Below are 19,898 nucleotides of genomic sequence, written 5' to 3'. Positions count from 1 at the left end.
CATTGTTCGAATTGTCAAACCCCGATGAATGACCAGATGATCTATTGTCCGGTCTGTGGTCAAAAGAATCATCGGCCGCGGTCCCGTTCATCTAAAAAATCATGGTTCATCGGATTGTTACTTCTCATGCTTTGTATCGGTGGAGGTACGTTCGGTTACTTGAAATATCAAGCTGCACAACCGTTGTTTAAAACAAGTGAACTGACGCGGTCCGCTGCGGATGTCGATCAGGTCTTGCCGGAAGGTTTCTCATCGACTCAACGAAACCAGCTTACAGATGACGAACTTGAGGATTTCCTCACGTTTGATACGGCATCACCTGATTCGCTATACCACTTTTTGAGTACGTATGCCGAGCGTCTTCCTTCGATCGGAAACGAAACGGGCGGTGACTGGGAATACTACGACTCGTCACTCGATGAATACATACCGTATGCCGACTTGTTCTATGGAGACGATGATTTGACGGAGGACGAACGCGAGTCCTTCGGCAATCGACTCGCCTTTTCAGAAGAAAGTCCAACGAGCCACGTCGCCTTACAGAATATGACGTTCGACGTCATAAAAGCCATTGATGAAACACACTTCCATGTCGAGACGACCGAAACATACGATCGACGAGACTTCGATATGGAAAACCAGCCATCTCATCGTGCCAGCGTCGAATATGAAATCACGTTCGATGACGAACAGTATTACATCACATCGATTAAACGAACGTTCAAGAAGGAGGCTACCTCATGATGTCACGTGTACTTCCTCTTCTCTTTACAGCTCTCGTACTAAGTGGCTGTAACAAGGATTCAGCGGATCTTTACTTAAAGCAAAGTGCTCAAAGCACGCTTTCCGGAGACCTTTACGAAGAACAACAATGGCGTGAGAAAGCTCGTGCAGAAGGAGCGACGGATAAACGTCTGATTGCGCTGACACAACAACAAAAAGCGTTTCATGATCTAGAGGCCGCTTTATTCATGAATCAGACGACCGATGCTGTACGTTACGCGGAACGGGTCATGAACCAGACGTTTGGTGACCGAGCACTCGCGAACGAAGCCGCACGCCGCCACCGAACTCTTAATAAAGTAGAGAAGGCGTTTCGTGACGTGGCAGGAACCTATACTTACTCGACGAGCGATCAAGGCGAGTACGAGCAAGATTATACCGATGCGACGATTGATGTCGTGACACGTCCGAATCGTGAGGCGACCTTGACGGTTCATGATGCCCGTGATTTTGAAGGACAACCCCTCGATGACTATTCGTACAGCGGACGTTTTAATTCCGATAACAGCTTGATGCTCTACTTTTATGAGTCAGCTTTAGAGATCACGTTTAATGAAGACGGCAGCCTGACATTCCATAGTATGGGCATTGAGCAGGACTCGACGATCGACTTTGAACAGACGACCAAACAATCCTTATGATAAAACGCTTGTCTTCGAAAACGGAGACAAGCGTTTTTTGAATCATCCTTTTGTATCTTTGAAGCGGCTCAATCCATACCCTGCCAATCCGCCGAGGAACGGGAAGAGGAAGAGCATGAACGCATTCCACCATGTCAACGTAGAGACGACGATACCGGCTAATAAATCGTTGTCCCATTGAATTTCAAGTCGTGCTTGTGTGAAGTAAGCTAAAAGAAGTCCACCGACCAAGAACACACCAGCATAAATTGCAACACCAGGTAACGTCCGGATCCAGCGGAAACCGATTCCGACGTGAATGACGAACATCAGAATTAAAGCAATCAAGCCGTACGGGGCGACACTTGAATTTACAAGTTGTTCTTCTTCGAACGACGTGGAGGCATCTGCCATTTGTGCGAAGCGTGTCAACAGTCCCGCATCCACGGTCTCATCGAAACGTGTCACTTTCGGATCGAGTGTCGGCTCTTCTCCATTTTCAATCTGATTGTAGATGATTCCTTGAATGCGACCGAGATTCGATGCTTCTCCGGCTTCTTCGACCGGCCGTTGAAGATCACTTAAGCGGTCTTCGCCATATAAGGCAGCACCTAGATGGAAGTCTTCCGTCAAGACAGTCATCTTGAAGTCGACTTGTCCTGCTTGTGACATCGCGTAAAACGGAGATGCGCCACTCAACAGAACAAGGCTTGCGGATTCACCGAATTCGACTTCGTCCAGTTCATCCATCTGATTAATGTAATACAGTTGCCCGAACGATGTCAGAAGGACACCGAGCAAGTAGATGCTCATCAACGTCGTCGCGGCAATCCGTCCGACCTGCCAAGAACCGTCGAGATTCGTTTGACCAATGAATTGGAATAAGAGGACACCAGCAAACGATAGAATGAAAATACGAATCATCCCGGCGAACAGATGTAGATTGAAGATTCCGAAGTCCGTCGCAAACAATCCGACGACCAGCGTGATCACTGATAACGTCAGGGCAAAGACGACAGCACGTTCAATGCGTTCATTCCACGATGTCGCCTTGATTCCGATGACACCACCGCGTTCGAGTAACCAGGCACTTCCGATAAGAAGAAATAACCCCGGCAAGGACAACAAGAAGTGCCCTGAGAAAATATGAAAATCAAGCTGATTGACGGCTTTTTGAATTTCAGAGAAATATTCCGTATCGTTGCCTGTCACTTCCGTCAGAAAGCGCGACTTCAAGTCTTCACTCGATGTCAGTTGTAGACCAGCAAGGGCAACGAATGCGAGGAAGAAGAACATACCGAACGTACTAAAGTCGTCTCCCATGTTTTGTTGCACCGTCTTGACTCCTTCGAGTGCCGGATTATCGCTGAGAAGACCCAGCATGATGAATAAGAAGACGATGATGGCAGCAAAAAAGATGACCCCAGTGATACTACCAATCGCAAGACTCGGATTCCCGAGTGATAGATCGAATCGCGATAAGAATGCTCGTCCCCGCTCTTTCCACGGAAGATTCACATTCCAATCTTGCGACTTTAGCTTTTGTCGAATATCGTGCATGCCCGGTAGACGATCCACGAGCGATTCTTCCGATGTCGCGGCGACAAGACGCGAATGTCCACAATTCGGACAGTAGGACGAACGACCATCCATTTGTGTACCGCAACCGACACAGAAATGCGCAGCTTGTTCAAAACGGATAGGACGACCCTGCTTGTCTAAGGGTGTTCCGTCTACTTCGCAGTACTGGGCGTGCGGAGCATGCGCTTGTCCACAGGTCGAACAATATTTCATAGACGTTGCCCCATTTCCGATCCACAACATGTGCAATAGTGTTGCTCACTTCGTTGTGGCGTGTGGCACGTCATGCATTCAACTTTCGCTTGTTCGTTCTCGCGCGGGACGGACGTACCGCATTTCCCGCAGAACTTCGCGCCTGGCTCAAGCGTCGTACGGCATGACTTGCATTGTTTTTGAGCCGCTTCGACTTCCATCTCGTCGATCCGTGACAAGGCGCCAAATACGAGTACTTCTTGCGCAAGAATCTCCTCGATTTCTTGACGACGTCCTTCACTTCGGAGCTTCATGTAATGCCGCTCACCGATTTCATACAACAAGCGCCCTTTCTCACGTCGTGCTTGCTCGGCCTGTTCCTGTAATTCTTTTGCTGTCATTCCTTGAAAACGTGATTTGACTGATTGCCAATCCATCATCTGTATAGCCTCCCTTATGTTCATTTGATGTTCGTTGCTTGCTGAATTCGGAACTCTTCTTCATAACTATCTTCACCACTCGTATACGTGAAGAGATAACGGAAGAGGGATTTTGCGGTCGATTTTCCTGGTGATTCACTATCCGGTGTGTACATTTCACCCCGGATGTATGTCGTCGCCATGACTTCGATGCCGACCGTATCGCCATATTCGACGAACTTCGCTGAAGAACGATCAATCGATGCGTTCATGAATTCACCGTCCCACTCCAAGTCCTTCCGGCTCCAATCGTCATAGTTCTTTTGTTGTTTTGCGAGATATGACGCATCATCAACGAGCGAGAAGTAACTCGTATCCTGATAGATCGCTGCATCGACCCAGTCAGATGCATGCGCTTCGACGACTCCCTGAAGTTCGTTTAAAACGGCTTCAGACGGTTTGAATGTGAAGGTCGCTTTTTTCGTATCGGGTTTGACGAGAATCTCATCTGACGTTTCTTCTCCCCACGGGAAGTCATTCTCGACTGAGAGCTTGATTCCGTTTTTCGGGATCGGTCCGTAGTTCTTCAAGTCCGACACTTGTTTAGAAGTCGACTTCCCGTCAACGATCAAATAGGCATCCGGATAGGTCTGATCCAGTTCGATTGCATCCCCTTTTAACGTGATTTCGAATTTGCGATCCGACGCATCTAGCGTCAACGGGTTGATCGTGACCTCACTCGTTTCTTTTCCATATTCACCGTCATACGCAATCTTCGCATCGGTCAATCCCGGATAGACACCGTCCATCATGATGCCTTCTTCCGACGCCTTGCTGCTTTCCGTCCCGACCGGATTCACGAGTGTGACCTTTGTTCCTTTAAAATTACTGACGACTTCCGTTTTGACCGTATCCAGACGGAGTCGGTAATCCTTGAAAATACCGAGCTGACGACCGTTTGCTACGATTTGACCAGGAACGTCACTTTCGTTTTCTGCTTGAATCGACGCACCAGCCATCAATAAATAATCCATGAATGATTTCTTTTGTTCCGGCGCCTCTTTCAAGGCGTCTAAAAAGCGTTGTGCCATTTTTTGGTCGATCGGCTTTCCATTAAATTCTGTATGCTCAGCAAGTAACGCAGCGTCACCTGAGCGAATCGCGTCACGTACTTCATTCGTCGTCGCTTCAACTGTGAACCATTGCGTAGCGAGTCCATAATAGGCGCCGCCTGCTACGACCACTAACACGACAGACAGAAGAATTGCTTTCGCAGACTTGCTCATCTTTTTAGAGCGCGCGGGTCTCGCATCCCGTTCTGTTTTCACAGGTTCTGGGTGTTCTACATGTTTTTCTAGGGCATCACCGCAACTTGGACAAAATTTCAGTCCACGTCTTGCGGCATCCGAACAGTTCACACATGCCATTCGATGTCCTCCTCACTCGTCATCTATTTATAGTAAAAAATAACCATAGAAAATACTAACATGCATTCAACTTTTTTACTATATTTCATCAGAATATTTTAGAATCTAATTTTAATATCAAATAAAAAATGTAAAAACTGTTTACCAAATGCAGTTGTACGGATAAAAGGATTAACTCAAAAGTCGAGCTACACAAAGATAAGGGTGGCAGAATGATGATCTGCCACCCTTATCTTTCCTCAGTGATTATTTTTAATGTATAGCGCTGGTCATCGTGTTGAATCCTTTCTTGAATTCTAAAATAACAATCGGATATCATTCTTGCCAATTTATTCACTTCACTATTTTTTAATGAAATCATTTTTACTTCATCAATTTTCATTCATCCTAAATAGATTAGGATTTCAATGAAAAACATTGTATAATTTAGATGAATTTGTAAATCATTTTAATTAGGAGGCTTTTTATGAATAAGTTGCTTCTTCCACTTCTTGCGACATCCCTTTTGTTGCCTACCTCGATTTCTGTCGATGCTGCTTCGAAAGCAACCGTCGTTACAAAGTATGCCCACGATAAAAAAAATCTGAAGTACCCTTATGTGTCTAAAGGATTGACTACGTCAGTAAGAAAGACGATCAACGCCGATTTGACGGGGTATTCAAAATTTCTCTATCAAACATATCTCGATACAGAAGCCTTTGAAAAACAAGAAAAAAAGAAGGATTATTGCAAGGAGTTACCCGCCACTTGTAACTTCACTTTCGATAGCTCGTATAAACGGGTCGGAGATAATGCTTCTTATCTAAGCTTCACCGTGCAAAATCACACTTACCTTGGTGGCGCACATGGATCTACCTACAAATTCGGTGTCAATTACTCTTTGAAAACCGGAAAAGAAATACGGATCACATCCGTACTAAAAACTTCCACACAAATGAAAAAGGTAGAACGATACATTTATGATCGTCTCAAAAACAATGAGAATTATTTCGTGGATCATTTGAGTGATATTGATGTATCGAACACATCTGAGTTCTACTTTACTAAAAACGGTATGAAGGTGATTTTCCAAGAATATGCGATTGCCCCTTATGTCATGGGACAACCAGAAATTTATGTCCCTAAATCCGTATATCAATAAAATTGAGTTTCCTCCACCTCTACTTGGTTAAAAAGTGGAGGTGTTTTTGAGTTATTTAATCTCATGATTAAAATGGACACAGATGCTTTGCTTTGACGTAAAAACGATTCAACTCAGCTGTAACAAGGCTTCGATGTCTTGATTCATCCCTTTGTACAACTCATGAATCGAAGTGACGATCTCATCGTTGCTTGAAAAGGAGTCTTCAATGATTTGATTCGTATTATAGGAGTTCGCTTGAAGATGATCTTTGAATGCAATCAGATACGATCGCTGCTTTTCATTAAAGTATTCCGGTTGATATCTGACATGATGTCCTATGCTTTTCACTAAACCGTTCATGTCATTCAATAATTGTAGTACATCCGCTTTACGTACATCTTTCTCATTTAATGCAGAAGAAGCGAGGACGTTCTTCACCTGCGCCTTTATTTTTTAATTGTATTCTTCATCTTCCGACAGAGTCGGAACGTGTGAAGACAACTTTTGAAGGTTGTTGTGATAACGACTCGTTGTTTGATCCGAATCCACTTCAACTTTTTTGTTGATGCTGAGAGCGCTATACGGATACATGTAACGAATGGCTATGGCAGCAACAAACAGTACGATGATTGCAATCACCGTATACCTCATCATATTCTTTTTCAAAATTTGCACCATCCTTGTTGATATAACTGAGAGATTATTCAAAAATATACCATTCTTTCACCACTTTATAAAGCTAACCATATTAATTATTTAAGAAACTATTCCTTCAAGAAATAAGCCTATTTTCACCTCGTTCACTACAAAAAAAGCTACCAGACACCATCGATAGATGGTATCCAGTAGACTGATGACGTGTTCTATATTGCGTACTCTCCTTCATCGATCCGTCGCTGAAACACCAAATGCGCGGACATAGCCTTTGGTATCGTAGTCAAACCACAGTAAGGCTTTTTTACTTACGTTGTAATAGTACGTACCCTTTTGTTCGAATCGGAGATATTCTTCTTTTTTAATTTGGAAGCTCATCTTTGCTGGGACTTCATCCTTTTGTAGCGTTTCGTGTTGACTCGGTTTCCCGAGCGCCTGTTTGACCTCACTCAGCTTAATTTTACGGTCGTTGAGCTGCGGTAACGTCATCAAGACTCCGACATGCTCCGGGTACTTCGCACTAAACCGAAAATCGGAATACAGATACGTTCCTTTCAACTTCCCGAAGACACAACAATCGGTCTGATCGACCCCATAGCTGGCGTCCTTTCCTTTAATCGTGAAACGATCATACAGCTTCGCCTTTGCATCAAGCAAGGTTCCTTTTTCTGCTGCTGCGAATTGTTTTTTCAAGTACGCGGCATTCGACATCGTTTTCGCATCAACCGTCATTGGAACAAGTAATACAAGCACTAGTAGTAGTGCCATACATCCTTTCATCCATTTCATTCGATGTTCCTCCTTTGTCGTGGATTACCGTTACCCTAACACACCCCCTTCATTTTTCCAAATCCATCCATCTGTTTAATTCACATGAATCAACCGCGCCATCCCTTTCGCGTCAAAGGCGAACTGGCACGTCACTTGTCCGATCCGATATTCGTAGACGCTGCGGATCGCGTATGTCGCGCGTGTCGTTTTGCCTTCGACGACGCGTTGCGAGTAGGACGTCGCATACGTTTCCTTGAACGTTGGTTTCCCGAATACAGCGCTGACTTCTGCTTTCGTCAGCGTCCGTTTCTCAAGCGATGGTGCGAGCGTGACGAGATCAATTCGGTCGATTTGACTGCCGAAGCGCGGATAACGGGCTACAAAGTGACGACCTTTCCACTTTCCGTTGAGGACCTTTTCTCCTGTTTGAACGAGGCTACCGGACGTACCTGTCCACGAGACATAACTAGCTCCGACGCGCGGCGATCCTTCAAATCCTTGCTTCTCTTGCATCGCCTGCTTTTGACGTTTCAACCAACTGCTGTCGGAGACAGTCGAGAGCTTCGGTAACGGGATGACTTTTCCTTTGAGTGTCGCAGTGTAGCCTCCGTAGGATGCTCGTAACGTGTAGGCTCCCGCTTTTTTCCCGTATAGTTTTCCGGACGAGACGCTCGCGATCGTCGGCTGATCCGAGACCCACTTCACTTTTGCCGCTACTTGTTTTTTCTTGCCGTCTGCTTGCGTGACGTTGAGAAGAAGCGGCTCAGGTGATCCGACCTTCACTTCCTTGAAGGAAGACGGGATCGAAAGCGCGACCGGTCGCTCGACGAGCAGGCGACCATCGTACATGTTCGTCCGCTCACCACCATCGGCATTCGCGATGAGGTAGCGGGCTCCTTTCGTGATGCCGAGCACAGACGAGTAACTGACGGAATCATCCCGATCCAGTGATGTCTCGATCCGGTGACCGTTTTTCTCGAACAAGGCGAAGTAACCGTCCCGTCCCGTATACAAGGCACCGATGAACTTCCCACTCTCATCGACCGCGATATCTTTATACGTTCCGGTCATCCCCGTGATGAACTGCGAGGAGGTACTTTCCTTGAATTGATGCGCTCCATCATAGACATACAGACGGCGGTCATTCGCCTTCGCGAGTACGAGTGTGCCCTCGCGTCCCATCTCATAGGCGGCGTAGCCGGATGGATGCGTGAGACGTTTCGCGAGCGTTCCGTCTTTCTCGTAGACGTCAACGCTTGTCTCACGGATGATCGCTAAATAAGCAGTCGACGTCCGAATCGCTTTTGCCCCTGTCGTCTCCTGGACAAAACGAACGGTTGCTGAATCTAAATCGTAGACGGCTGTCTGCTCGACCCGCTCTTGTTTCGCGCTCACAGCAAGGAGATGTGAGTCTGGGAAGAAGCGAGCACGAGTGAACGACTGGAGTGTTCCTGCAGGTGTCTTGATCTGATCGATGACGTGTAGCACGTTTCCTGTCGCATCGCGTACCTCAAGCACTTGATCCTTCACAAAGACGAATCGTTGTTGATCGTCCGATACCGTGAAGTCTTGTATCGGTGCTCCTTCTTCAGTCGATAGCACCTGCAAATCACGCGCTTGCTCGAAATCGAAGAGTCGTGGTGCTTCATAAGTCCCCCAGCGCCAGACACGCGACTCATCCGGTACGACTTGAAAAGCGGATGACGGAGTGAGTGACGTGACGAACGGAATTTTGACTTCTGCCGACGAATGGATCGACGTTGCAGAATACAATACGGTCGCAGCAAGACCGACGATCAATTTTTTCATATGTAGCTTCTCCTTTTTAGTAGCGTCTTATTCATAAGTATAATGAAATTCTCAATCTTTTCCTTCTTTTTCCAAAAATAAATCTTTTTTCGAACACGTTCGAGGATAAGTAGAGTTATCCTCGGCTTTCAACGTCACTTTTTTGAATCGTGCCAACGGTTTTCTCATCTTTTACGATGCGTTCACCCTTCAATACAGAAAAAATCCTCTTCTTTAATCGAGAAAAACCGCATGAAATCAGACGGCTGTATCGGATAACTCTACTTATACTGAAACTACCGCGGAATACATAGCAGATATGCATATCTCGTCAAAGGACTCCCTCCGATGAATGAACTTCTTCGCAACTGGCTCCCCCTCATCAACTCCCTGCTCTCCCGCCTGTCGATCCACCCAAATGAACAAGATGAATGCCGGCAAGCTGCCTTGCTCCGACTCTGGAAATCGATCGAGGACGGGAAGACATTGACCGTCACCTTCGTTCGGATTCGCGCGAAAGGCGCGATGCTCGATTACCTGGCGACCCGTAACCGGACGCTTGCGACCGAAGTCGTCTCCGACGCGTTACCGGAACGCCCGCGTACCCCGCACCTGTCGTTCACCTACCTGATGAATGAACTCAAGCGAGACTTATCAGCGACGGAGTTCACGTTTCTCGAGTCGTTGATGAACGGGACGGAAGAGACGCTCGGGTACTCGCACGCCCGGCTCCGATCCTTGAAATCCGAACTCCGCAAGAAAGTCGAGTATTTGCTCGGATGATGGTGTTCTATGAAGAACGACTATTAACGTTGATCGAACAAGGACCCTACAGTCCATTGACGAAAAAAGCTTACCGCAGCGACGTCCGTCATCTGTGTCGCAACGTGACCCGAATCGATGTTCCTTCGTTGCAACGGTACGGTACCTTACTGCGAACGTCGTATGCTTCGACGACTGTCGCCCGTCGTCTCCACGCCCTGTCGACACTGTTCGACCAACTCGTCACTGAACGTTCGTTAGCACACAATCCCCTCGCACAAACGAAACGTCATCCCCCGATTGCCCGTCGACGCCCCCGCTTTTCGTATGATGAGGTCCGGTCCGTCCTCGAACGGATTACGGACGAGACCATCTACGCGTTCTGCTTTTTACTGCTCCATACGGGACTTCGTTTCGCCGAGGCACATGCTTTACGCCTGACGGATGTCGATTGGGACACCAAGCAACTATTCGTTCGTCACGGAAAAGGAGGACGTATGCGTCACCTGCCGTTACATGACGAATTGCATCGCGTCTTATTGCGTTATCTTGAGACAACATGTGTCCCTTCGCAGGAATTGTTTTCAACGGAGACGGGTCGTCGCTTCCCGGCAGAACGGATTCGGTCGACGTTACGCGAAGCGAGTCTAACGCAGCTCGGTCGGATTCTCCGTCCGCACGATCTTCGGGTGACCTTTGCGACCACGCTCTACCACGAACATGAGACGGACGTATTGACGATCATGCGTCTACTCGGTCACCGGGACGTCCGGACGACCCAACACTATATCTTGCCTTCTAGCGACATCGATCGCGCCTCGGTCAACCGACTCAAGCCGACAACGTATTGAGGATCTCCCGGATTCGGTTCGTACGACTCCGGATATAACCGACGGTCGTCGTCGGATGCGCATGACCGAGTAAGCGCTGAATCTCAACGATCGTACAGCCTCCTTCATGATGCAGATAGGTCGCATATGCGATCCGGAGCGCATGCGGGCGGAGCGGTGCGCCGCTCAAGCGCAGGGCGGTGTCCCGAAGAATCACACGTGCCGTCTGTTCATGCAGATGGCGTCCGGTCACGGACTGAAACAGAATGCCCTCTTTACGTTCACCGATGAAATGTAGGAGACGATGCGACAGCATCATCCCGATCGGAATCGTCCGTAGGCGGCGTCCCTTGCCGTAGCGGACGAATAGCGTATGCGTCTTAAAATCGATATCCGTAACGGATAACAGGCGTGCTTCAGTGAAGCGGAGACCGGTCTGGCAAATCACCTCGAAAAACAAACGGTACACCGGATCTGTGATACTCCGGACGATCGACAGTCCTTCCTGTAAGTCATGGTAAGTCTCGTCGGAAAAACGTTGATGCGTGATCGGTGACACGTCATGCAGTGGATTCTTTTGCAACCTTCCGGCTCGGACTAGTACATTCCCGAGTGAACGCAAGGCATGGAACCGCCGCAGAATCGTCGACGGCTGATAATTCAGACGCATCTGATCGAAGTAATGCTGGAGCGACGCGATCGACCACGAGACACCGGCACGTTCCATATGCCGGACGTCACTACGGTAGGCTTTGATTGTCGGTTTTGCGAACGTCGGATGTGAGATGAGATATTCGTGCAAGTACTCGTCGTGTTGCATGGGAATTCCTCCTTCAGCTAAATGATTTCATCTGCTCGATCTCGTCAATTCCTGCTCCGCTTAGACAACAGGAGTCCATCTAGCAAAAGATGGACTCCTGTATGTATTCATAGTGACGTATGATCTGCGACTTTGAAGGTTTTTTTCTTGTAGTCGTAACTCATGAGGACCATCTTCCGTCCACCTGTCGAAGTCGGGAAAACATACGTCTTATACGATGACTTCTCTGCACCGATCGTAGCGAGGTCCGCTTTCGATTGAATCGACGACCAATCCGTCGCCTCGATTCCTGTCCACTCCCCAAGTCCTGTTCCAGAAAGAATCGCATCGAGTTGCTTCGCTGTCATTCCTTTTTTAACCTTTGCGCCCTTTGCGAGCTTACGTGTGCTTTCACGTGCGGCAGACTTCGTATTTTCACGATAAATATCAAACGATTTTCCGATCAATCGATAGACAGAACTATTCTTTTTCGTCATAAAGATGAGTGACGTATCGCTATCTCCGTTCTTGCCATTCGTGAAGTAGTAGAACTTCGTTTTTTGACCGTACGAGATTTCCGTCGACTCGGCTTGTTTCTTCAAAACCGTACTGCCACTCTTCTTCACCAGTTGTTTTTTATAATCTTTACCGTATAAGACTTTTGCTACTTCCGTCATCGTCATACCGGTCTTTAAGTTCGTGTACTGCGTCGTATACTTCGTTTCCTCTTTCGTAGCAGCCGATGCACTTCCAGCACATACTGTTGCGCCTGCGATCATTGCTGCAAGTACCGTTGTTGTCATGCGTTTCATTCAATCATCCTCTTTCTTCTGTTCATTTCATGAATGCATCATTCATACCTCATCTCATTATAATGGATTTAATGGTTTTTTCTATCTATTTTTCCTTTTTAGTTTTTGTTTTTACATTTTTATTCAATTTTTATCGTTTTTTCATGACCTTTATTTCGAAATAACACTCAATTCATACACTGGATGACCGAATTTAGTACTTTTTGAAAATAAAAGAAACAAGTATGTCATATATTTGAAATTTAGACCGAAATTACTATTTGTTGAAACTTTATGAGTATATAGACCTTAAAAATATGAATATTTATTACATCTCTAAAATCCTCCTATACCAATGATTCAGGTCAATTGACCTATATTATATGCCTAATAAATACCATTTAATATAATTATGTTAAAAATATTACATATTTTTCATAATAAAAGGGTAATTTTATTTTATACACCTGAGATGCACGTTCATCCATGCACACTTTAGTCTATTGATTTAGAGGAGGTTGTATTGATGAAAAAAGGGTTGGCAATTGTTCTGAGTCTTCTTCTCATTCTGTCCTATGGGTTGACCCCATTGGGTGCTTCTGCCGCTTCTTCGAGTAGCGTCAAGACCGTCTACTCACCGAAGTATCTTGTTCACTACGGTGGCGTGAAGTATGCCAAGAAGAAATTGACGTATCCAAAATCCGTCAAGGTCAAGCTCTCGAACGGGAAGTATGCGTATCGATCCGTCAAATGGAGTAAGGTCAGTTTTGATAAGAAGTACATCGGAAAGAAACAAAAGATCAAGGGGGATGTCTACGGTACATCAAAAAATGCGTACTGGTATGTCAAAGTCAAAAACTATCCAGCGAAGGTACTTGCTCCGAATATCATGACCGTCGGAAAGAATCAACCAGCGAACTTGCCGACACGTCTTTCAACGATTTTCGAGGGTGGACAACGCTACTCATATCCGCTCAAATGGAGTAAAGTCTCAACAGCTTCATTCGGTACGAAAAATCTGACGTATTCGACAGTCGGACGCAACCTCGAAATTTACGGGGCTGCCAAGCTGAAAGTATCCGATGTCGTCCAGTCGATGCAGAAGTACTATCTCGTCTCGTACGGGAAAAAGATCCGGGCAACCGGCAAGATCCTCTATGAAGCAAAAGGTATGAAGAGCTACCTCGTCATTACGGATAAAAAGACGGGTGAGAGCACGAAGATGTATCTCAAGCTCGACAAAAAAGGTCACTACTACGTGACAAGTCAGGAGCTCGCACCAGGAGACTACACGGTCTACATCCTGTCGGGTTCAAAAAAGACGAAATCCGTCACGATTACGATCAAAAAACCGATCATGGAACCAACGGATGAACAAAAACGGGAACTGCTCCAAAAATTACTTCTCGTCATCAACGTCTCGAATCCCCTATTAAGTGACATCGAGTTCCCAGAAGTCGATGGTGTCTCGTTCGCGGTCGATTCAGACAACTCAGCCGTCTCTAGCAGCGGAAAAGTCACGCGTGGCGCGACCGATCAAACCGTCAATTTTGCAATCAAGGCGACATTCGGCGGTGTTACGGAAAGCAAATCGTTCTCGAACATCCTCGTTCCACGAAAAGATCTATCGGACGAAGAGTTGATCGACTTCACGCTTCAGAACTTCACAATCGCCAATCCACTCAAAACGAATATCACATTACCAACGACTGAAGGAATCTCGTTCTCGCTGATTTCGTCGAATGAAGCCGTCGTCTCAAGCAACGGAATCGTCAAACGCGGAATGGAAGATAAACAAGTAGACTTGACGTTACGCGCGACGAAAGGCAGCTTGACGAAAACGAAGAGCTTCCCGAACATCCTCGTCCCGAAAGTCGACAATGCGACAGATAGCCTGTTGCAAGATTATCTCGATAAACTCGATATCAAGAGTCCGGTGACGAAAAATATCGTTCTTCCAGCACTTCCGGGTGCTACGGTTTCCATCACATCAACTAGACCTAGCGTCATCTCAGACACAGGTGTCGTCACACGCGGTATGACGGATCAAACCGTCTCGATCGTCGTCTCGGTCACAAAAGACGGTATCACGAAATCACGTGATTTCTGGAACTTAACGGTTCCAAAACAAGATGCAACGACAGATGAATTACTTGATCTTTACCTGTCTGGTTTGACAATTAGCAGTCCGTTGACAACGAACTTGTCGCTCACACCACCAGCTGGTGTAAACTTATCAATCAGTGCGTCAGACCCAAATATTTTATCGAACTCAGGTATTCTGACTCCACCAGATGTCGATAAAACGATTTCTGTGACGGTTACCGTCTCTAAAGACGGCATCACGAAATCACGGACGTTTACGAATATTCTTGTGCCACTCAGTCTTTCAGCAGAGCTAGATGCTGCGCTGAATGCAATCAATCTGAATCTATTGAATTTAACGGGTAACGTCAATTTACCAAGCAGTTCGAAAGGAATTGCAGTTCAATGGACTTCAAACAATCCGGACGTCATCTCGAACGACGGTGTCGTGAAAGGTGCATTGAACTTACAAAACTTCACGCTCAAAGCAAGCGTCACAAAAGGTGGTATCACAAAAACGAAAACGTTCGCAGGAACAGTCGCAGCTAATCTGGGATTATCGTTTAAAAATGATATCGCTAAAATCAAGTCGAGCGTCGGTACGCTGAACGTCGGTTACAACCTCAACCTTCCGACTTCATTGAATGGCTCAGCGGTTACTTGGACGTCGAGCGCACCATCATTATTAAGTAGCACAGGTGCCATCTTGAACGACTCTAGTTCAACGCCATTCACGCTGACAGCAACATCTGGAGGGACGTCAGAAACGTTGAATCTTGCTATTCAACGCCCTAATGGCGGTCTACTCGGTGGGTTACTTGACTTACTTGGAGACGTTCTGAAACCGGTCCTCAATGGTCTCACTGGGAATCAAGATACCGTCACACTACCAGAGAAATATGGCGGTATTGGCTTATTAGGTATCGGAGAACGTAAAATCACTGGATGGAGTAGCTCTCATCCGGATCTCGTAACGATTCAAGGAAATAACTTGACGCTTAAACGAGATGACTATGATCACGTAGTTGTCCTCTATGCAAACTTCGAAGGATTTAGTAATCCAGTTCCAATCATCATCAAAGTATCAAAACGTTAATGATGTGCGTTTCTGTTTAAACTAAATATGCGGTGAACCTAGCTTCTCATTAGGTTCATCGCATATTTTTCTACTTTTCTTGTCTACATACAACAAGGGAATTTTAACACCTGAGAGCCAATCATTTGCCTGGACACTACATTTTCTAGGGAGGTTTGGTCATGCGAAAGAGTCTCATCGTTCTTCTCTGTCTGTTGCTTTCCTTCCCCGCCTCATTTCAATCCGTTGTTGCCGCTAAATCAAGCAGCGTCAAAAAAGTATACCGTCCTGCATCAACTGTTCACTATGGCGGTGACGTGTTTGCGGTCAAACCTCTTTCTCCACCGAAGACCGTCCGTGTCAAACTTGCAAACGGAAAAAAAGTAAAACGATCCGTAAAGTGGAGTAATGTGCGCTTCGATAAAAAAATCATTGATCGAAAACAAAAAATAAAAGGAAATGTTTCGGGAACGTCTAAGAGTGCCTACTGGTACGTCACGATTAAAAACTATCCGAAATCAATTCTTCCCCCCGTTGTAAAGACGGTCGGGAAAAATCAATCAGCCAAACTTCCAGAACGGCTATCGACGATTTTCGCTGGTGGACAGCGCTATTCGTATCCACTCAAATGGACACGTACGACGACAGCGTCCTTCGGGAAGAAAAGCGTGAAGTACACAGCCGTCGGACGCAACGTCTTGATTACCGGAAAAAATACATTGCGCGTCTCAGATGTCAAACATGAAAACGTGAAGTATACGCCGTTTGAAAGTGGTCGCCGACTGCTCGTCACCGGTCGGATCCTCTATCCGGCAAAAGGTATGACACATCACCTGTACCTGATCGACGATAAAGACAGTGTATCCATGTATCCACTGAAACGTGATCGCCAAGGATACTTCCGAATCGAAACGAATGTATTGCCGATCGGACGCTATGACGTTTCGATTTTAAGCGGATCGCAGAATGCAGTGCCTTCCACTGTGACGATTCGTAACGTCGTCACGCCTCCAGCACCGGACGACTCAAGAAAAATCTTGAAGGCATTGCTTGCAGGAATCACGATTCCAAATCTGCTCCTCCAAAATATTCAGTTTCCACAAATGGATGGAGCCACATTTAGCATTCGCTCCACAGACGGCAATCTATCGCCTACCGGACAAGTCACTCGTACAGATCAAGAACGTGACGTCGCTTTCACGATTGTCGGGAAGTTGAATGGCCTTGAAGAAACACGTTCCTTCTCGGGCATCACGATTCCGAAACGTGAGCTGACGGACGAGGAACTGATTGACTTCACTCTCGACAAATTCAAGCTGGCAAGTCCATTGACGAAGGACGTTCAGTTGCCGCAAGCAGAAGGTATAACATTCCAATTAGTGTCTTCAAACGAAAAAATCGTCACATCGGACGGTAAAGTACGCCGTGATTTGACAGATCAACTCGTCACACTCACGGTAAAGGCTTCAAAAGGTAGTCTCGAAAAATCACGTCTCTACTCGAATATCATTGTCCCAAAAGTTGACAATGCGACGGAGTTATTCTTAGACGATTATTTGAGTCGTCTGACATTCCCAAATCCTTTAACAAGGGATTTAGTCTTACCTGCCGCTACGGGAACGACACTTTCTCTGACCTCTTCTCTTCCAGATGTCCTCTCGTCGACGGGGAAGGTGACACGTGGACTGACCGATCAACCCGTCTCATTTCTTGTTTCGGCGACGAAAAACGGCTTGACACGTACACGTAGTTTTTGGAACTATCAAGTCCCGAAACGAGATACGGCGATTGACGAACTGTTAGCAGATTACTTGAACAAACTCGATATCCCGAGTACGTTGACGCGTGACGTAAGTCTTCCGACAGTTGAAGGAATTCAAACGACACTTTCTTCAACCAATACATCCATCCTGTCAAATACAGGACAAATCATCCGTGGTCAAACGGATAAGATCGTCTCATTAACAGTCATTGCGACAAAAGACGGCGTTACTAAATTACGCACTTTCTCGAACTTGACCATTCCGAAGAAAGAAAACGCGACGTCCGATCTGCTTGATGATTACTTGAGAACGGTCGAAATCCCGTCACCTTTGACGACTGATTATTACTTGCCGACCCCAATGACACCGGGAATCGAGACCTCTCTCTTCTCAACAAATACAGCTATCCTTTCAAATACTGGAAGCGTGACACGTGGTCTGACTGATCAGATTGTCTCCGTGACGGTGACGGCGTCAAAAGACGGAATCATTCGTAAGAAGGAGTTTCCACTGATCACGATCCCAAAACAAGAAGTGTTACCGGATGCCTTGATCGATACTTATTTGGATCAAGTCGAGATTACTAGTCCGCTGAATCAAAACATTCAGTTGCCTCTCGCACCGGAAGGAATGACCGTCTACCTGACCTCTTCTGAGCCGGATATCGTGGCAACCTCAGGCGTTATTAAACCAGCAGACACTGCTCAAACTGTTACGGTCAGTGTGACAGCTATGCTGAATGGTGTTTCAAAGACGAGGATGTTTTCAAACCTCTCAGTACCCGCACGTCCTCTGACAGTCACAGAAGAACTGACGAATTATTTGAATGGTGTTTCGATACCGAAATCACTTGAAACTGATCTTTCATTGAATCCACCTGCAGGAATAACCGTTAGTGTCGAGTCTTCCGTTACTTCGTTGTTATCTAGTACCGGAATCCTGACACGCGATATCGTAGATCGAACGACTGATATTACGGTCATTGCTTCAAAAAATGGGCTATCGCTCTCTAAACAATTTGAAAAAATTTCAGTACCGAAACGTGGATTGACGGATACCGAAGTACTACAAAAATACCTCGACCAACTATCAATTCCTTCTTTACTCAATGATAATCTTAATATCCAGCCACCTACTGGAATTGAAGTTACGTTATCTTCCGACAAAACGAATGTACTTTCAAACGATGGAATCGTCATTCCAGGTATTAAAGATGAGCTCGTCTCACTTAAAATAACTGCTAAAAAAGGAAGTTCTACATTACAGAAAACCTTCTCTAATTTAGTGGTTCCACAGGCAGGTTTATCTGTCAGGGATCTATTAGAGTCATATCTTAAGAACCTCACCATTCCGACTAAATTAACAGAAAATCTAGTGATTCAACCTCCTACAGGAGTAAAATTATCCCTCTCGTCTGATGATCCAGGTGTATTATCGAGTAGCGGAGTCATCGTTCGAGGCGATACGACCAAAAACATTGTCGTCACGGTTCAAGTAGAGAAAGATGGTGTGACTGCTGAAAAATCATTTCCTGAAATTGAAGTTCCATGGACTCTAGAAGCGGAACTAAATCAGGCAGTGAAAGATCTCTCCCTCTCTTCACTAACAGATTTGAAATTACCACTCAACTTGCCGACTGAAGTCAATAAGTTACCGATCACATGGACCTCTAGTAATACCAATGCCATCACAAATACAGGTACTATCATCCCAGCAGTTTCTTCACAGGCGTTTACGTTGACGGCATGGATCACAAAAAACGGCGTTCTAAAAAGTAAGACATTCAATGGAACGATTGCCGGAAATCTCAGTCTGATCCTTAAAGAAGATCTCACCCGCATCGCTACTGCTAGTCCGACGCTGAACGTGTATCTCGATTTAAAGTTACCTAAATCGTTGAACGGTTCACCTCTTAATTGGTCGTCTAGTAACGAAAGTTTGATGACAACTTTAGGTAAAGTGCTAGTGACTTCAAAGATAGCCCCATTCACACTTTCAGCTGCAACCGGAAATACATCTAGCAGCTTATCGTTGTCTACACAAGACGTTCGCACCTCCTTATTAAGTGGCTTACTCAATCTTTTAGGAAGCATCGTCGATCCGATCGTCGATTCACTCACATTAGGAAAATCAGCATCTCTGCCAAAAAGTTACGGTGGTGTTCTTGGCATTGGAGCAAAATCCATTGACGGCTGGACATCCTCTCATCCAGACATCGTGACGATTCAAGGAAATCAGGCTGTCGTAACACCAGACAAGTACGAACACCTCGTCGTCTTGTTCGCAAAGTTCGAAGACGTGCCTAAACCGGTACCATTCCTCATCAAGGTTCCAGCAAAAAAATAAGATTCCTTTTCCCTCTGTATGTGTTTCAGTACAGAGGGATTTTTGATTTTCGCTAAATTGATGTTTTTTAAAATCTCATTTCTTTATCA

General features: G+C 45.9%; 16 protein-coding genes. 7 read left to right on the top strand and 9 right to left on the bottom strand.

The window, feature by feature from the left end; genetic code table 11:
* Positions 1–24 precede the first annotated feature (24 nt).
* Together KNQ14_RS00900 and KNQ14_RS00895 are read left to right on the top strand one after the other, a co-directional pair.
* Positions 25–744, top strand: coding sequence for a hypothetical protein (locus KNQ14_RS00900; protein WP_214859262.1), 720 nt, complete (start codon positions 25–27; stop codon positions 742–744).
* Positions 741–1,424, top strand: coding sequence for a hypothetical protein (locus tag KNQ14_RS00895; RefSeq protein ID WP_174316611.1), 684 nt, complete (start codon positions 741–743; stop codon positions 1,422–1,424). The genes KNQ14_RS00900 and KNQ14_RS00895 overlap by 4 nt, the downstream gene beginning before the upstream one ends.
* A 42-nt stretch (positions 1,425–1,466) precedes the next feature.
* Here KNQ14_RS00895 and KNQ14_RS00890 read toward each other — a convergent pair whose 3' ends face one another.
* Genes KNQ14_RS00890 through KNQ14_RS00880 form a run of 3 tightly spaced genes read right to left on the bottom strand, consistent with a single transcriptional unit; the run spans position 1,467 to position 5,022 of the window.
* Positions 1,467–3,197, bottom strand: a complete 1,731-nt coding sequence (locus tag KNQ14_RS00890) for a zinc ribbon domain-containing protein (protein ID WP_214859260.1) — start codon at positions 3,195–3,197, stop codon at positions 1,467–1,469.
* The gene (locus KNQ14_RS00885; protein WP_035395989.1) at positions 3,194–3,616 is read right to left on the bottom strand and encodes a zinc ribbon domain-containing protein; all 423 of its coding nucleotides are present in this window, start codon (positions 3,614–3,616) and stop codon (positions 3,194–3,196) included. Before KNQ14_RS00885 ends, KNQ14_RS00890 begins: the two co-directional genes overlap by 4 nt.
* Before the next feature lie 20 nt (positions 3,617–3,636).
* Positions 3,637–5,022, bottom strand: coding sequence for a TcaA 3rd/4th domain-containing protein (locus tag KNQ14_RS00880; protein WP_214859258.1), 1,386 nt, complete (start codon positions 5,020–5,022; stop codon positions 3,637–3,639).
* 466 nt (positions 5,023–5,488) lie between these two features.
* Between KNQ14_RS00880 and KNQ14_RS00875 the strand changes: the two genes are divergently transcribed.
* Entirely contained in the window at positions 5,489–6,163 is a 675-nt protein-coding gene (locus KNQ14_RS00875) for a DUF3298 and DUF4163 domain-containing protein (protein ID WP_035395986.1), read from the top strand.
* 108 nt (positions 6,164–6,271) lie between these two features.
* Here KNQ14_RS00875 and KNQ14_RS00870 read toward each other — a convergent pair whose 3' ends face one another.
* The 4 genes from KNQ14_RS00870 to KNQ14_RS00855 all read right to left on the bottom strand — a co-directional run bounded on the left by KNQ14_RS00870 (position 6,272) and on the right by KNQ14_RS00855 (position 9,379).
* Positions 6,272–6,583 (bottom strand): hypothetical protein, encoded by a 312-nt coding sequence (locus KNQ14_RS00870; protein WP_214859256.1) that lies wholly within the window; start codon positions 6,581–6,583, stop codon positions 6,272–6,274.
* Between the two features lie 15 nt (positions 6,584–6,598).
* A complete protein-coding gene (locus tag KNQ14_RS00865) occupies positions 6,599–6,784 on the bottom strand; it encodes a hypothetical protein (RefSeq protein ID WP_214859254.1) in 186 nt (61 codons plus the stop codon).
* 243 nt (positions 6,785–7,027) lie between these two features.
* Positions 7,028–7,588, bottom strand: a complete 561-nt coding sequence (locus KNQ14_RS00860; RefSeq protein WP_214747049.1) for a hypothetical protein — start codon at positions 7,586–7,588, stop codon at positions 7,028–7,030.
* A gap of 75 nt (positions 7,589–7,663) precedes the next feature.
* Complete coding sequence (locus KNQ14_RS00855) at positions 7,664–9,379, bottom strand: hypothetical protein (protein WP_214859252.1); 1,716 nt, start codon at positions 9,377–9,379, stop codon at positions 7,664–7,666.
* Positions 9,380–9,706: 327 nt separating this feature from the next.
* On the opposite strand from KNQ14_RS00855, the gene KNQ14_RS00850 reads away from it, so the two are divergent.
* Both KNQ14_RS00850 and KNQ14_RS00845 read left to right on the top strand, forming a co-directional pair.
* Positions 9,707–10,141 (top strand): sigma factor, encoded by a 435-nt coding sequence (locus KNQ14_RS00850; protein ID WP_023469451.1) that lies wholly within the window; start codon positions 9,707–9,709, stop codon positions 10,139–10,141.
* Positions 10,138–10,971, top strand: coding sequence for a tyrosine-type recombinase/integrase (locus KNQ14_RS00845; RefSeq protein WP_214747055.1), 834 nt, complete (start codon positions 10,138–10,140; stop codon positions 10,969–10,971). The genes KNQ14_RS00850 and KNQ14_RS00845 overlap by 4 nt, the downstream gene beginning before the upstream one ends.
* Here KNQ14_RS00845 and KNQ14_RS00840 read toward each other — a convergent pair.
* Positions 10,952–11,770, bottom strand: coding sequence for a tyrosine-type recombinase/integrase (locus KNQ14_RS00840; RefSeq protein ID WP_214747059.1), 819 nt, complete (start codon positions 11,768–11,770; stop codon positions 10,952–10,954). The two genes, KNQ14_RS00845 and KNQ14_RS00840, sit on opposite strands and share 20 nt — an antisense overlap.
* 107 nt (positions 11,771–11,877) lie before the next feature.
* A complete protein-coding gene (locus tag KNQ14_RS00835; RefSeq protein WP_251138250.1) occupies positions 11,878–12,561 on the bottom strand; it encodes a hypothetical protein in 684 nt (227 codons plus the stop codon).
* Positions 12,562–13,066: 505 nt separating this feature from the next.
* Here KNQ14_RS00835 and KNQ14_RS00830 point away from each other — a divergent pair.
* Positions 13,067–15,721 (top strand): immunoglobulin-like domain-containing protein, encoded by a 2,655-nt coding sequence (locus KNQ14_RS00830; protein ID WP_214859250.1) that lies wholly within the window; start codon positions 13,067–13,069, stop codon positions 15,719–15,721.
* Between the two features lie 161 nt (positions 15,722–15,882).
* The gene (locus KNQ14_RS00825) at positions 15,883–19,809 is read left to right on the top strand and encodes an immunoglobulin-like domain-containing protein (protein WP_214859248.1); all 3,927 of its coding nucleotides are present in this window, start codon (positions 15,883–15,885) and stop codon (positions 19,807–19,809) included.
* Positions 19,810–19,898: the final 89 nt, after the last annotated feature.

Origin of the sequence: Exiguobacterium sp. s161, from assembly GCF_018619045.1 — a bacterium.
Classification (GTDB): domain Bacteria; phylum Bacillota; class Bacilli; order Exiguobacteriales; family Exiguobacteriaceae; genus Exiguobacterium_A; species Exiguobacterium_A indicum.
This window is presented reverse-complemented; position numbering and strand designations above follow the sequence as displayed.